We start from the raw sequence: 16668 nt of genomic DNA on the forward strand, positions 1-16668 counted from the left end.
GCGGCCGGCGCGGACGCCGGAGGCGCCTTGGCGGCCGGAGCATTCATGGGCTCCACGCGGCCGTCCGTGCGGAGGCGGGCGTAGCGGCCCGTGCGGTAGAGCTTCCGCGAGCCACCGAGCGGGTGGGGCACCAGCCGGCGGCGCTCCTCGTCGGGCGCGCGCCAGAGGCCCTGCGGCAGGCCGGTGCCTTCCAGCGCCAGCTCGCCCACGACACCCGCCGGAACGGGCTGACCGCCCGGATCCAACACCCAGGCCTGGAGGCCCGAGGGCACGCGCTCACCCGGGGCCTTCGGCACCAGGGCTCCCTCGGTGGCGCCGCCCGCGAGCAGCACCTCCACGCCCGAGGACTTGTGCAGCGCCGTGGCCAGCTCCGCCGAGGCGCCTTCGAGCACCAGGGCTCCCACCGCGCCCAGCTTCTCGCGGGCGCCGGGCTGGTCCACCAGCGTGCGGGCCAGACGCGCGGAGACGTGCAGGACGGCGGCGCGGGACTCGCTCGCCAGCTCCAGCAGCTCACCCACGCCCTGCTCACCCTCGACCAGCACCTGCTCCTGGTGGACGGTGAACTCGGCCTCCATGCGCTCGCGCAGCTTCGCGAGCCGGCGCAGGCTGTCCAGCACCACCGGCGTGTCCACGCCGAAGTCGATGAGGCAGGCCACCTCGTCCACGTCCGCGTCGCGCATGGCGTGCAGCCGCTTCATGCCGCTCTCCACCGTGCCGATGAGGCCGGTGGCCAGCGCGAAGTTCTCGAACGAGTGTTCGAGCATGGCGTTGATGTCGTCCTCGGAGAGCTTGTCGACCTCGCCCTTGTAGCCCTGCGCCGACAGCAGGCTGGCGATGATGTCCGCCGAGCCGCGGAAGTACGTCAGCAGCGGCTTGCGCACCGTGCGCAGCACCTCCTGCTCTTCGTCACCGATGAAGGTGTGGGCCATGCAGGTGATGTGGCCGCGGCCCGGGTGGCCATTGCGCCGCCATGCCTCGCGGTACAGCGCCACCTTGGGCTTCATCTCCTCCAGGGAGTGCGCCAGCAGGCCCGTGAGCAGGCCCGCGCCCAGCTCGCCCGCCATCCGGAAGGTCTCCGGGCTGGACGTGGCGGTGAGCCACACGGGCAGCTCCTTCTGCACCGGCTTCGGACGCAGGCCCACCTCCACGGTGGTGCCGGCGCCGCCCGGACGGCGCTGCTTCTCGCCGCGCCAGAGGGCGCGCAGCGTCTCCAGGTTGCGCAGCAGGATGTTGCGCCGGTCCTCGTACGCGAGCGGGTTGAAGGTGAAGTCCTGCACGTGCCAGCCCGTGGCCACCGACAGGCCCACGCGGCCCTGGGAGAGGTTGTCCACCACGGACCACTGCTCGGCGATGAGCAGCGGGTCATGCAGCGGCAGCACCACGCTGCCCGAGCGCAGGCGCAGGTTGCGCGTCACGGTGGCCAGGCCTGCGGCCACCACGGCCGGCTGCGGGTAGAGGCCGCCGAACGCGTGGAAGTGACGCTCCGGCGTCCACACGGCGGAGAAGCCGTGCGCGTCCGCGAACTTCGCGCCCTCCACGAGCAGCTCGTACTTGGGGCCGGTGAGGGTGTCCTCGTCGTTGGCGAAGTAGAGCAGGCTGAGGTCCAGCGCACGCGTGCGCGGGCCGCCGCCGCTCAGGCGCACCAGCCGGGCACGCACCTGCTCGGAGGGGAACACCACGCGCAGGCCGCGAGAGAGCGCCCACAGCGACTCCAGCTCCGCGCGCTCCGTCGTGGACTCCACGGCCGCCAGCCACGTGCCACCCTCGGTGGCGCGCAGCCGCGCGTCCATCGCGCCGAACAGCTCCGCCAGCGCGGTGTGGTCCACCGTCCACGCGGGCTGGCCGGCGCCCGCGGGCAGCAGCCACGCGAGCGAGCCGGCCGTCGCGGAAGACGGGGCCTCCATGCCGGACACGTCCCGGAGGTCATCGACGTACAGCACGCGCGACGCGTCGAGCCTCGCCGCGGTGGTGACGCCACGCCAGGTGACGAGCACCGGCGTCGCGGCGCCCTCGGGCGCGTAGGTGGCGAGGTTGCCCAGGTCGGTGGGCCCCAGCGTCACCACGGCGCCGCCGGCCTCCAGCACGCCCCACAGCACCGCGAGCTTCGTGGGCGCGGGCTCCAGGCACACGGCGACGGGCTGCCCGTTCGCCACGCCGAGCGTCCGCAGGCGCGCGGCCACGGCGTGCGCGCGGGCGGACAGCTCGGCCCAGGTCCACGACTGAGCGCCCTGCGTGGTGGCCACGGCGGCCGGGCTCCGGCGGGCGCGCTCGCCCAGCAGGGCGGGGACGGCGGCGCTCGGGGCCGCGAGGCGCGGCGCGGGCCACGCGCGGCGCTCGGGCTCGGTGACCATGTTCAGGCGCGAGACGCGCTCGTCCGGCCGGGCCATGCCGGAGGCCACCAGGACCTGGAGGTGCTCCACCATGCGGCGGGCGGTGGCCGCATCGTACAGCTCGGTGGCGTACTCCAGCGCGCCGACGATGCGGCCGTTGTCCTCGGACAGCACCAGCGTCAGCTCGGAGAGCGTGGTGCCCCACTGCACGGGGGCGTTGGTCATCTCCATCAGCGAGCCGCGCACACCGGACAGCTCCAGCGCCGCGGGGCCGCCCGCGCCCACCGCGTGGTACACGAACACGGAGTCCGTCATCCGGTCCCGGCCAATGTCCTTGCCGGGGATGAGGTCCTCCACCAGGAACTCGAAGGGCACGTCCGGGCGGACCTGGACCTCGGAGACCTCCTGCTTCACGCGGGCGAGCAGCTCGCGGAAGGTCGGGTCACCCGCGAAGCTGGTGCGGAACGCGGCGGAGTGGGCCACGTAGCCGATGAGGGGCAGCAGCTCCGGACGGGTGCGGTTGGCGATGGGCGTGCCGACGATGATGTCCGTCTGCCCGCTGTAGCGATGCAGCAGCGTCTGCCACGCGGCCAGCACCGTCATGTACGGGGTGAAGTTCTCGCGCTTGGCGAACGCGAGCAGCTCGCGGGCCAGCGCGGAGGGCAGGTCAATCGTCATGCGCTCGGACGTGAGCGGGCAGCGCTCCGGGCGCGGCCGGTCCGTGGGCATGTCGATCCGGCGCGGCATGCCGGCGAGGCGGTTGCGCCACCACTGCTCCTGCTCGGGCAGCATGCGCTCCTGGACGGTGCGGCGCTGCCACGCGCCGAAGTCCGCGTACTGCACGGGCAGGGGCGGCAGGGGGGAGGGCAGGCCCTGGCGGAAGGCGCCGTAGAGCTGGCCCAGCTCGTGGACGAAGATGGCGATGGACAGCGTGTCGCAGACGACGTGGTGGATGGTGCCCACCAGGATGTGCAGCTGCGCGTCCAGCCGGACCAGCGTGGTCCGCATGACGGGGCCGTTCACCAGGTCGAAGGGCCGCGCGGCGTCCTCGCGGGCGACGCGCTGCGCCTCCTCCTCACGCTGCTCGGGGGAGGAGCCCTTCACCTCCACCACGCGCAGCGGGATGTGCATCTCCGGGTGGAAGCGCTGCACGGGGCGGCCGTCCACCACGTCGTACGTGGTGCGCAGCGCCTCGTGGCGGCGGACGATCTCCTGGACGCACCGGTGCAGGAGGTCCACGTCCACGAAGCCCTCCAGCCGGAGGAGGAAGGGAATCGTGTACGCGGAGAGGCCGGGCAGGTGCTGCTCCAGGCGCCATACGCGCTCCTGGACGTAGGACAGCGGCAGCTCCTGGGTGCGCGCGAGCGGGACGAGGGGCAGCTCGCGGGTCTCCTCCCGCGGCGCGGCCTGACGCAGCAGCGGCTCCAGGCGCTCGGCGATGCCGGCCACCGTGGGGGCCTCGAAGAGGGCCGCCAGCGGGAGCTGCACGCCGAAGGTGTCGCGGAGCTGGTTGAGCAGCTGCGCGGCCATCAGCGAGTTGCCGCCAATCTCCAGGAAGTTGTCGTCGCGGCCCACGAAGTCCAGGCCGAGGCGCTCACGCCACATCGCCGCCACGCGCTCCTCGGTGGCGCCGCGCGGCGCGTCCTCACGGACGGGCACGCCCGGGGTGGGCTCCACGGGCGCGACAGGCACCACCGGGTTCACCGGCGTGGCGCCCGCGCGCGACTGGAGTGTCGCGGGGGACTGGGCCGACGGTACGGACGCCCCATGCGACGGATGCATCGCGGACGACTGGACCGGCGGGGACGCGGGCGTCCCATACGGCTGCACCGGCGGCACGGGCGCGGAGGCCACGCGCGGCTGGAGCGTCGCGGGCGCCTGGATGGGCGGCAGCGTCGGCGCGACGGTGGCGGAGGCCCCGTGCGGCGGAAGCCCCGACGCGGACTGAACCGGCGCCGAAGCGAGCGACGGAGCACCAACACCCTGGGACGCAATCACCGCGGGCGCGGCGAAGCCAGTTCCCGAGGTCTGTCCACCCGGCGAGGCGGCCACGCGGGCCGGGGGCGCCACGGGCTGCGCGAACACGGGCGCGGGCGCCGGGCTCGGAGTCGGAGCCACCGGGCCGGGCTGCGCCGGCGGGGTGAACACGGGCGCCGACGCGTGTCCGGCGGGCGTGACCACCATGCTGCCCTGGACCACGCGAGCCCCTCCTGGCGGCGGGGTCACCTCCTGCGCCGCCTGCACGTGCTGCGGCACCGGCGCGGCGGGCTTCGCCTCCACCCAGCAGTGCTTCTCCTGGAAGGGGTACGTCGGCAGGTGCAGCCGGCGGCGCTGCTCGTGGGCGTAGAAGGCGGACCAGTCCACCTCGACGCCCAGCGTCCACAGCTCGCCCACCGCCTGCAGGAAGCCGCCGTGCTCGGTGATGGTGCCGCCGCGCCGCAGCGTGGCCAGCGCCTTCACGCGCTCTCGGTCCTGTCCCAGGCACGAGCGCACCAGCGGGGTGAGGTCCTGGCCCGGGCCCACCTCCAGCACGAGGCTGCAGCCTTCCTCCAGCAGCGCGCCCACCGCCTCGGAGAAGCGCACCGGCTGGCGCATCTGGTCGGCCCAGTAGCGCGGCTCGGCCAGCGCTCCCGGCTTCGCCCAGGTGCCGGTGACGCTGGAGGCGTAGCGCACGGTGGGCTCGGAGCGGCGCAGCGAGGCGACCACCCGCTCCAGCTCCGGCATCAGCGGCGCGACGTCGGCGGAGTGGAAGGCGTGCGGCGCGGGCATGCGCACCGCGCCGATGTCGCGGCGCTTGAGTTCCTCCTGGAAGCGCTCCACCTCGTCCACCGGGCCGGCGACGACGCAGCGGTCCGGAGCGTTGATGGCGGCCATCTCCAGGCGTCCGGTGAGCATGGGCAGCACCACGGACTCGGACATCGCCACGGCGAGCATGGCGCCCGGAGGCATGCGGTGCATCAGCTCGCCACGGGCGACGGCCAGCTTGAGCGCGTCCTCCAGCGGCAGCACGCCCGCGAGGCAGGCGGCGGCGTACTCACCGAAGCTGTGGCCCAGGATGGCGTGGGGTTTGAGACCCCAGTCCATCCAGGTGCGCGCCAGCGAGTACTCCACGGAGAAGAGGGCGGGCAGGGCGACACGGGTGTCGGCCAGCAGCGCGGCCGTCTCCGCGTCCTTCGCGCCCGGCGCCGCCTGGAGCAGTGCGCTCACGCGAGCCCGCAGCGACTCCTCCAGCAGCGCGAGGCACGCGTCCATGTGGGCCCGGAAGGTCGGCTCGGCCTCGTACAGCTCGCGGCCCATGCCCACCTGCTGGGCGCCCTGGCCCGGGAACACGAAGGCGATGCGGCGGCGACGCGCCTCTTCCTTCACCTTCGTGGCCGTGTACGGCTTGCGCAGCTGCTTCACGAGGTCCGCCGCGTCCGCCGCCACGACGGCGCGGCGGTGCTCGAAGGCCTTGCGGCCCACGGCGTGCGTGAAGGCCACGTCCGCCAGGGACAGGTCCCCGGCGTTCGCCTCCGCGTGCGCGGCGAGCTGCTGCGACGCGGCCTGCAGCGCCTCGGGCGAGCGGGCGGAGAGCGTGAAGACCTGATGGTTGCGCCTGGTGGAACCGCTCTGGGACGACATGGGTGATTCCTCGAGCACGGCGTGGGCGTTGGTGCCGCCGATGCCGAAGGAGCTGACCGCCGCGCGCCGCGGCGTCTCGCCCCTCGGCCACTGCCGCAGGGATGTGTTGACGAAGAAGGGTCCGGAATCGAAGTCGATCTGCGGGTTGGGGCGCTCGAAGTGCAGGCTCGGAGGAATCTCTCCGTGGTGCAGCGACAGCGCGACCTTGATGACGCCCGCCAGGCCGGCCACGGTGTCCATGTGGCCGACGTTGCTCTTCAGTGAGGCCAGGGCGATGGTGCCCCGGTGCTCGGCCCCGAGGCCGTACGCGCGCTGGAGCGCCGACACCTCGATGGGGTCTCCCAGCGGCGTCGCGGTGCCGTGGGTCTCCACGTAGCCGATGTCCTTCGGCTCCACACCGGCCCGGGCCAGCGCCTGGCCGATGACGGCCGTCTGCCCCTGCACGCTGGGCGCGGTGTAGCCGGACTTGTTGCGGCCGTCGTTGTTGGTCGCGGTGCCCCGGATGACGGCGTAGATGGAGTCGCCGTCGCGCTGCGCGTCCTCCAGCCGCTTGAGGACCACGGCGGCCACGCCGTTGCCGGACACCGTGCCCTGGGCCTTCGCGTCGAAGGCGCGGCAGTGTCCGTCCGGCGAGAAGATCATCCCCTCCTGCCAGACGTAGCCCGTGCGCTGCGGCACGGCGATGCGCGTCGCGCCGGCGAGCGCCACGTCCGAGTTACCCGCCAGCAGGTTCTGGCAGGCGAGGTGGATGGCCACCAGACCCGTGGAGCACGCGGTGTAGACGAGCGTGCTCTCACCCGTGAGGCCCAGCTTGAAGGACGTCTTCGTGGCCAGGCTCACGTGGGTGGCGGTGCCGTACAGCTCGAACAGGGTCGCGCCATCCAGCGGCATCGTCGCGCGCACCGCGTCCGTGTAGCCGGACTCGATGGCGCCCGCGTACAGCGAGATGGCTCCGGGGAAGCGGTCGGGGTCGACGCCCGCGTCCTCGAGCGCGCTCCACGCGCACTGGAGGAAGAGCCGCTGCTGCGGGTCCAACCACTGCGCCTCGCGCAGGGACATGTCGAAGAAGGCATGGTCGAACCGCTCGATGCCTTCCAGCACGCCGCCGGCGGGGACGAAGTCCGGGTGCTGCCACAGCTCCAGGCCGTCGGGCAGGCCCGGCATGTGCTCCAGCTCCTCGGTGGTGAACTGGGAGATGGACTCGATGCCCTCGCGCAGGTTGCGCCAGAACGCCTGGACGGAGCCGGCGCCGGGGAAGCGGCCCGACATGCCGACGATGGCGATGGCACCCGAGCTGGACGGAGAGGCCGTCACCGGACGCGGCTGGTGGCCCGGAGCGGGCTTCGCCGCGGTCGCCTCGGAGGCCGTGCCCGCCTCGCGCTCCAGGCGCTGGGCGAGGTCATGGATGGTGGGGTGCTCGAACAGCCACACCACGGGCACGTCGCGCTTGAGTTCCTCGCGCAGGCGCGCCGCGATGCGGACCACGGACAGGGACGTGCCGCCCAGCTCCTCGAAGAGGTGGTCGTGCACGCCGACGCGGTCGGTGCCCAGCTCGCGCGCGTAGAGGGCGGCGAGCTGCTGCTCCAGCGGATTGGCCGGCTCCACGAAGCGGCCCTGGCGGCCGGTGGACGCGGCGTCCGGGGCCGGCAGCGCCTTGCGGTCCACCTTGCCGCTGGTGTTCAGCGGCAGCGTCGGCAGCACCACGAAGACGGACGGCACCATGTACTCGGGCAGCCGCTGGCGGAGCCCGGCGCGCAGGGTGGCGGTGTCGAGCGTCTGGCCCTCGCGCGCCATGGCGTAGGCCACGAGGCGCTTGTCGCCCGGCACGTCCTCGCGCACCACGGCCACCGCCTCGTGCACGCCCGGCAGGTCGCGCAGGGCGGCCTCCACCTCGGGCAGCTCGATGCGGAAGCCGCGCACCTTCACCTGGTTGTCGATGCGGCCGAGGAACTCCAGCACGCCGTCCGCGCGCCAGCGAGCGAGGTCGCCGGTGCGGTAGAGGCGCTCACCGGGTTCGGTGGCGAACGGGTTCGGGATGAAGCGCTCGGCGGTGATGTCCGGGCGGTTCACGTAGCCGCGCGCCACGCCGTCGCCGCCGATGAACAGCTCACCGGGCACGCCCACGGGCACGGGCTGGAGCCGCGCGTCCAGCACGTACGTGCGCGTGTTGGCCAGCGGTCCGCCGATGGGGATGTTGCTCACCACCTGCTCGGGCCGCTCCATGCGGAAGGCCGAGGCGACGATGGAGCCCTCGGTGGGGCCATAGCCGTTGGTGAGGGGCAGGCGCAGCGACTCCAGCGCGCGGCGGGCATGCGGCGCGGAGAGCACATCGCCGCCGACGTGGATCTCCCGCACGCGGCTCAGGATGTCGGGCCGGTAGTCCACCAGCTGCGCGAAGAGGCCCGCGGACAGGTGGATGAAGGAGACGCCGTGGCGCTCCACCACCTGGCCCAGCGCATCCAGGTCTCCCGCCGCCACCTGCGCGGGGAGGATGACCAGACGGCTGCCGTGAATCAGCGGCATCCACATCTCCATCACCGAGCCGTCGAAGGAGATGGGGGCCATGAGGATGCACGTCTCGCGAATGCCGAAGCTGGCATACGGCTCGGAGTGCATCAGGCGGAGGATGCCGCGGTGCTCGACGGCCACGCCCTTGGGCCGGCCGGTGCTGCCCGACGTGAAGATGACGTAGGCCACGTCGCGCGGCCCGGCGCCGGACACCGGCGGCGTGGTGGGCTGGGACTCCAGCGCCAGCTCCTCCACGAAGAGGCACTGGGGCGCAGCCTCGGGGAGGGTGAGCAGCCCGCGCAGGTTGCGCGTGGTGACGAGCAGCTTCGGGCGGGCGTCCTCCAGCATGACGGCCAGCCGCTGCGCGGGGTACGACGCATCCAGCGGGACGTACGCGCCGCCCGCCTTGAGGATGGCGAGCAGCGAGACGATGAGCTCCACGCCGCGCTCCAGGCTCACCGCCACGCGCGTGTCGGGGCCCACGCCGTGCGAGCGCAGCAGGTGGGCGAGCTTGTTGGCCCGGCTCTCCAGCTGACCGAACGTGACGCGCTCCTCGCCGCACTCGAGCGCGATGGCGTCCGGACGGTGGATGGCGTGGCGCGAGACGGCCTCGTGGATGGTGAGGTGCGACGGGTACGGGAGGACGGCGCCGTTCCATCCGACCAGGACCTGCTGGTGCTCCTCGGGCGTGAGGAGGGGCAGGGTGGCCATCGGCCGGTCCGGCGTGGCGACGGCCGCCTCCAGCAGGGTGCGCAGGTGACCGGCGAGGCGGGCCACGGTGGGGGCCTCGAACAGGTCCGTGCTGTACTCGATGACGCCGCGCAGTCCGTCCGGCGCCTCGCTCAGGCTGAGGCCCAGGTCGAACCGGGCCGTGGCGTTGTCCACGTCCAGCGGGCGCAGGGTGAGGCCAGACGCCCGCATCGCCTCGGTGGGCGTGTTCTGCAGGGCGAAGATGACCTGCACCACCGGGTTGCGGCTCAGGTCGCGCGTGGCGCCCAGCTCCTCGACGAGCTTCTCGAAGGGCAGGTCCTGGTGTTCGAAGGCGGCCAGGGTGGTCTCACGCACCTGACGCAGCAGCGCGCGGAACGAGTCCTGGGGACGCACGCGGCCACGCAGCACCAGCGTGTTGACGAAGAAGCCGACGAGGCCCTCCAGCTCGCCATGGCGGCGGCCGGCGATGGGCGAGCCGACGAGCAGCTCCTCCTGACGGCTGTAGCGCGACAGCACCACCTGCCACGCGGCCAGCAGCGCCATGAAGGGCGTGGTGCCCTCGCTCCGCGCGAGCGACAGCAGGCGGGTGACGAGCTCCTTGGGGAGGTGGACGGGCTGCATCGCCCCGCGCGGGGTGCGGATGGCGGGCCGCGCCTTGTCGGTGGGCAGCTCCAGGACCTGCGGGGCCCCGGCGAGCTGCTCCTTCCACCACGACAGCTCGCGCGCGAGCACGTCGCCCTGGAGCCACTGGCGCTGCCACGCGGCGTAGTCCGCGTACTGCACCGGCAGCTGCGGCAGCATGGGCGCCTTGCCGGCGGCGAAGGCCTCGTAGGCCGCGGCCACCTCGCGAACCATGACCGCGAGCGACCACCCGTCGGAGACGATGTGGTGCATGACGAGCACCAGGACGTGGTGCTCCGCGTCCATCCGCAGCAGCCGCGTGCGCAGCACGGGGCCGGCGCCCAGGTCGAAGGGCTTGCTGGCCTCCTCGTTGGCGAGCCGGCGGGCCTCGGCCTCGCGCTGCTCCGCGGGCGTGGCCTCAAGGTCGGTGACGGGCAGCGTCCAGGCGGTGAGCGGGTGGAGGACCTGGACGGGCTGGCCGTCCTTCATCGCGAACGTCGCGCGCAGGGACTCGTGGCGGGCCACGAGGTGCTCCAGCGAGCGGCGCAGCGCCTCGACGTCGAGCGTGCCCTCCAGCGCGAGCGCGGTGCCGATGTTGTAGTTCGTGCCGCCGGGCTGCACCTGGTCGAGCACCCACAGGCGCTGCTGGGCGAAGGACAGGGGCAGGTCGCCGTCACGAGGCACGGGCCGCAGCGGCGGCATCCGGGACGCCTCGGGGGTGCGAGCGACGAGGAACTGCTCCTCCACGAACTCCGTGACGCGGGCCACGGTGGGGGCGCCGAAGAGCGCGCGCAGGGGCAGCTCCACCTGGAAGGTGGACCGCAGACGCGAGACGAGCTGCGTGGCCAGCAGCGAATGGCCACCCAGGCGGAAGAAGTCGTCGTGCAGGCCCACGTGCTCCACGCGGAGCAGCTCGCGGAAGATGCCCGCGACCCGCTGCTGGAACGGCGTCATGCGCTCCGGGACGGCCGGCGCGGACGCGGCCGGCGCCACCGGGGCGGGGAGGGCCTTGCGGTCCACCTTGCCGTTGGCATTGAGGGGCAGGGCGGCCATTTCCACGAAGGCCGAGGGCACCATGTACTCGGGCAGCTTGTGCTGCACGAAGGCGCGCAGCGCCTCGGTGTCCACGCCCGGGGTGGCCGGCACGAAGTACGCCACCAGGCGCTTGTCGCCCGGCACGTCCTCGCGCGCCACCACCACCGCCTCCTGAATGCCCGTGTCCTGACGCAGCGCCGCTTCCACTTCACCCAGCTCGATGCGGAAGCCGCGCACCTTCACCTGGAAGTCGGTGCGGCCCAGGAACTCCAGCGTGCCGTCCGGCTTCCAGCGCACCTGGTCTCCGGTGCGGTACAGGCGGGCACCGGGCGCCGAGGCGAACGGATTGGGGATGAAGCGCTCGGCGGTGAGGTCGGCGCGGTTGAGGTAGCCCCAGGCCAGGCCGTCGCCGCCGACGTACAGCTCGCCGGGGACTCCCGGAGGCACCGGCTGCAGGGCCGAGTCCAGCACGTATGCGGTGGAGTTGGAGAGGGGCCGGCCGATGGGGACGGAGCGGCCCACCTCGTCACCCGCCTTGAGCGTGTACGTGGTGGAGAAGGTGGTGTTCTCGGTGGGGCCGTAGCCGTTGACGAGGACGGCACCGGCGGGCAGGCGAGCCAGGTGCTCGCGCACGCGCTGGGCGGGCAGCACGTCGCCGCCAGCCAGCACCTGCCGCACCTTCGCCAGGGCCTCACCCTGGTGCAGGGCCATCTGCTCGAAGAGGGCGGCCGTCAGCCACAGGGTGCTGACGCGCTCCTTGACCAGCAGCGAGGCGAGGTCCTCCAGAGAGAGGGCGCCGGCCGGAGCCAGCACCAACCGCGCCCCGTGCAGCAGCGCGCCCCAGACTTCCAGGGTGGAAGCATCGAAGGCGGCGGGAGCCAGCTGGAGGACGACTTCCTCGGGACCGAAGTGGATGAAGCGGCTGCCCTGCACCAGACGTACGACGCCCCGGTGAGGCACGCAGACGCCCTTGGGGCGGCCGGTGCTGCCGGAGGTGAACATGACGTACGCCAGCGCGTCGGCGTCCACGCGCACCCCGGGCGCGGTGGCCGGCTGGGTGGCGATGGCATTCCACTCCGCGTCGAGCAGCACGAGCGTCGGCTGCTGGGAGACGCTGCCAGGCGAGCCCTGCTGCGTCTGGGCAGCGCTGGCGGCCTGCCGCAGCGAATCCACGAGGGACTGCTGCGTCAGGACGACGGAGACACCGGCCTCACGCAGCATCCAGCCAATGCGCTCGGCGGGGTGCTTGGCGTCGACGGGGACGTAGGCGGCACCGGCCTTGAGGATGCCGAGCATGCCGACGATGAGCTCCGGCGAACGCTCGACGCACAGGCCGACGCGGGCGCCCGGACGCACGCCGCGGGTGCGCAGGTAGTGAGCAACCTGATTGGCGCGGGTCTCCAGCTCTCCGTACGTGAGGGAGCGCGAGCCGGAAGCCAGGGCCACGGCACCGGGGGCACGAACCGCCTGCCGCGCGAAGAGCCCGTGCAGCGGCACGTCACGCGGGTAGTCCACGGAGGTGTCATTCCAGGCCACCAGCACCTGGGCGCGCTCGGCCTCGTCCATCAGCTGCAGCTGGCTGACGCGGACGGACGGGTCGCGAGCCACGGCCTCCAGCAGGACGACGAAGTGCCGGACCAGCCGCTCGGCGGAGGCCGGGGTGAACAGGTCCAGGCTGTACTCGAGCTGTCCCTCCAGGTCCTTGCCACGCTCCATCAGCGCGAGGCTCAGGTCCTGACGGGCGGTGTCCGTGAAGGTCCGCAGCAGCTCCACCTGGACGCCCGGCAGCGACGGCGGCTGCATGGGCGCGTTCTGCAGGGCGAAGATGACGTTGAAGAGCGGAGTGCTCCCCTCGGCGCGGTCTCCACCCACGGCCTCGACCAGCCGGTCGAACGGCACGTCCTGGTGGACGTACGCGGCGAGGGACTCCTCGCGCACGCGGCCCACCAGCTCGGCGAAGCTCGGGTCACCCTCCAGGCGGGTGCGCAGCACCATGGTGTTGACGAAGAAGCCGATGAGCGGCTCCAGCTCGGACCGGGTGCGCTGCGCAATCGGGCTGCCGATGGCGAAGTCCTTCTGGCCCGAGTAGCGCGACAGCACCGCCTCGTACGCGGCCAGCAGCACCATGAACAGCGTGGAGCCCTGTTCGCGGCCCACCTTCTCCAGTGCGTGGACCAGCGTCTCCGGCAGGGTGAAGAACTGGCTGGCGCCGCGGACGGTCCGCGTGACGGGACGGCCGTTCTCGGCGGGCAGCTCCAGCGGAGGCACGCCCTGGAGGCGCGACTTGAGCGCGTCGAGCTGCGCCTTCATGCCCTCGGACTGGACCCACTTGCGCTGCCAGCTGGCGAAGTCCGCGTACTGCACCGGAAGCTCCGGCAGCGGAGTGGGCTTGCCCTCGGCGAGAGCCGCGTACAGGGCGGCCACCTCGCGCACCAGCACGCCCATGGACCAGCCGTCCGAGACGATGTGGTGCATGAGCAGCATCAGCACGTGCTCGGTGTCCCCCGTGCGCAGCAGCAGCGTGCGCAGCAGCGGCCCGTTGGCGAGGTCGAACGGACGGTTGGACTCCTCCGTCAGGCGCTTCCTCAGGGCGGCGTCGCGCGCGGACGCGTCCAGCGTGCGCAGGTCCTCCACGGGCATGGGCCAGTGCGAGGGAGCGACATGGATGCGCTGCTGGGGCTGGTCGTCACGCGTGACGAAGGTGGTGCGCAGCGCCTCGTGGCGGCGGACGATCTCCGCGAAGGTGCGGCCCAGGACGTCCACGTCCAGGGGGCCCGACAGCTTCAGGGCGATGGGGACGTTGTAGACGGCCTGTCCCGGCTGGAGCTGCTCCAGGAACCACAGGCGCTGCTGCGCGAAGGACAGCGGCAGCGCCTCCTCACGGGGCACGGGCAGCAGCGGCGGCATCTCCGCGCGCGACGCGTGGAGCAGGAGCGCCTCGATGCGCTCCGCGAGCCGCGCGACGGTGGGGGCCTCGAACAGCGTCCGGAGCGGGAGCTCCACGCCGAACTGGGCGCGCACGCGGGTGATGAGCTGCGTGGCCAGCAGTGAGTGGCCACCCAGCTCGAAGAAGTCGTCGTGGGGACCGACGCGCTCCACTCCGAGCACCTCGCGGAACAGCGCCACGAGCTGCTGCTGGGGCAGCGGCAGCGAGCCGATGTCCATGGCCTCCGGAGACGCGGACGAGAAGTCCGGCGCCGGCAGGGCCTTGCGGTCCACCTTGCCGTTGGGTGACAGGGGCAGCGACTCCAGCGCCACGAAGGCGGCGGGCACCATGTACTCCGGCAGGTGCCGGCGCAGGTGCTCGCGCAGCGTGGTGCTGTCCACGTCGGAGGGCGTGACGTAGGCGACGAGCCGCTTGTCGCCGGACGCGTCCTCGCGCACCACGACCACCGTCTCGCTGACGGACGGCACGGCGCGCAGGGCGGCCTCGATTTCGCCCAGCTCGATGCGGAAGCCACGCACCTTGACCTGGAAGTCCACGCGGCCGAGGAACTCCAGCGTGCCGTCCGGCTTCCAGCGTACGCGGTCGCCGGAGCGGTACAGGCGGGCTCCCGGGGTGGAGGCGAACGGATTCGGCACGAAGCGCTCGGCCGTCAGCTCCGGGCGGCCCAGGTAGCCACGGGCCAGACCGTCGCCGCCGATGAACAGCTCACCGGGCACGCCCACGGGCACCGGACGCAGCGTCTCGTCCAGCACGTACACCTGGGTGTTGCTGATGGGCCGGCCGATGGAGACCGAGTCCTTCAGCTCGTCACCCGGAGACAGCCGGTGGGTGGCGGTGAAGGTGGTGCTCTCGGTGGGGCCGTAGCCGTTGATGAGGCTGCGGCCTTGCGCCAGACGCTCGCGCACGCGCGGCACCGGCAGCACGTCGCCGCCGGCCAGCAGCCGAGGCACGCGTGAGAGCGCCTGGGGCTGCTGCTGCTGCATCTGGTCGAAGAGTGCGGCGGTCAGCCACAGGACGGAGATCTGGTGACGGGTGAGCGCCTGCCCCAGCTCCTCCAGGTCCGGAGTGGCCTGAGGGAAGAGGACCAGCCGTCCGCCGTGCAGCAGCGCGCCCCAGATTTCGAGCGTGGAGGCGTCGAAGGCGAGGGGAGCGAGCTGGAGGACGACCTCATCGGGTCCGAGCTGGACGAAGCGCGAGCCGATGAGCAGACGCACCACGCCCCGGTGGGGAATGGCCACGCCCTTCGGAGTGCCCGTGGAGCCGGACGTGTACGTGACGTACGCGAGGCCCTCCGGGCTCACCGGCACGTTGAGCGCGTGCGTCGGCTGGCGACCAATCTGGTCCCACTCGGAGTCGAGGGAGACGATGAGCTGGACGCCACCGGGCAGCTCGTCCTCCAGGGCCTCCTGGGTGAGGACGGCGGCGACGCCGGAGTCCTGCACCATGAAGGCCAGACGCTGGGCGGGGTAGCTCGGGTCGAGCGGCACGTAGCAGCCGCCGGACTTCAGGATGCCCAGCAGCGCGACGACGAGGTCGAGGTCGCGGCGCAGGAAGACACCGACGCGGGACTCGGAACCCAGGCCCATGGAGCGCAGGTGGTGCGCGAGCTGGTTCGAGCGCGCCTCCACCTCGGCATAGGTCAGGGTGCGGCCATCCAGCTCCACCGCCACGGCCTGCGGCGTGCGCCGAGCCTGGGCGGTGAACAGCGAAGGGATGGTGGCGTCGGCGGGGTAGTCGGCGCGGGTGTCGTTCCAGGTGACGAGGACCTGGTTGCGCTCCGCCTCGCTCATCAGCGGCAGCTCGCTGAGCCGCTGCTCCTGGGCGCCGTGGGCCACGGCCTTCAGCAGCACGGTCAGGTGCTCCACCATGCGCCGCGCGGTATCGGCGGTGAACAGGTCCAGGCTGTACTCCAGCCGGCCCTCCATCACCCCGTCGCGCTCCATCATTCCCAGCGTCAGGTCGTACCGGGAGGTCTCCGTCACGAGCGGCAGCACGTCCACGGACACCCCGGGCAGGGTGAGCGCCCGCAGCTCCGTGTTGAGGAGCACGAACAGCGTCTGGAACACCGGCGTGCGGGACATGTCCCGCTCACCGCCGAGCGCGTCCACGAGCCGCTCGAACGGCACGTCCTGGTGCGCGAAGGCGCCCAGGGACTCCTCGCGCACGCGGTCCACCAGCGTGGCGAAGGTCGGGTCGCCGTCCAGCCGCGAGCGCAGGGCCAGCGTGTTGACGAAGAAGCCGATGAGGCCTTCCAGCTCGGGACGGTCGCGGTGGCCCACGGAGGTGCCCACGCAGAAGTCCTTCTGCCCCGAGTAGCGGGACAGCAGCGCCTGCCACCCGGCCATCAGCACCATGAACAGCGTCGCGTTCCGCGAGCGGCCGACGTTCTCCAGGCCGGAGACAATCTCGGCCGGGAGGGTGAAGAAGTGCGTGGCGCCGCGCTGGCCGCGCACGGCCGGACGCGGCGAGTCGGTGGGCAGCTCCAGCACCGGAGCGCCTTCGAGCCGCGAGCGCCACCATTCGACCTGCGCCGCCTGGGACGCGTCCTCCTGCACCCGGCGCTGCCACACCGCGTAGTCCGCGTACTGCACCGGCAGGGCGGGCAGCGCGGGCTCACGGCCCTCGGCGAGGGCCGCGTACAGGGCGGCCACCTCGCGCACCAGCACGCCCATGGACCAGCCGTCCGAGACGATGTGGTGCATGTTCAGCACCAGCACGTGCTCGTCCGCGGCCACGCGCAGCAGCATGGTGCGCAGCATCGGTCCATTGGCGAGGTCGAACGGCCGGTGGGCCTCCTCGCTCATGCGCCGCTGGACGGCGGCCTCACGGGCGGACGGGGCCAGCGTGCTCAGGTCCTCCACCGGCAGCGTCCACTCCGCCGGAGCGGCGTGGATG

General features: G+C 72.8%; 1 protein-coding gene (only partly in view). It reads right to left on the minus strand.

The whole window is internal to a non-ribosomal peptide synthase/polyketide synthase gene (locus HG543_RS01775; RefSeq protein WP_169342868.1) on the minus strand: the coding sequence, 43401 nt in all, runs 13648 nt past the left edge and 13085 nt past the right edge, and what appears here is coding positions 13086-29753 (codon 4362, partial, through codon 9918, partial); the first complete codon in reading order (the gene reads right to left) occupies nucleotides 16665-16667. Both codon boundaries (start and stop) fall beyond the window edges.

Source organism: Pyxidicoccus fallax (genome assembly GCF_012933655.1).
GTDB lineage: Bacteria > Myxococcota > Myxococcia > Myxococcales > Myxococcaceae > Myxococcus > Myxococcus fallax.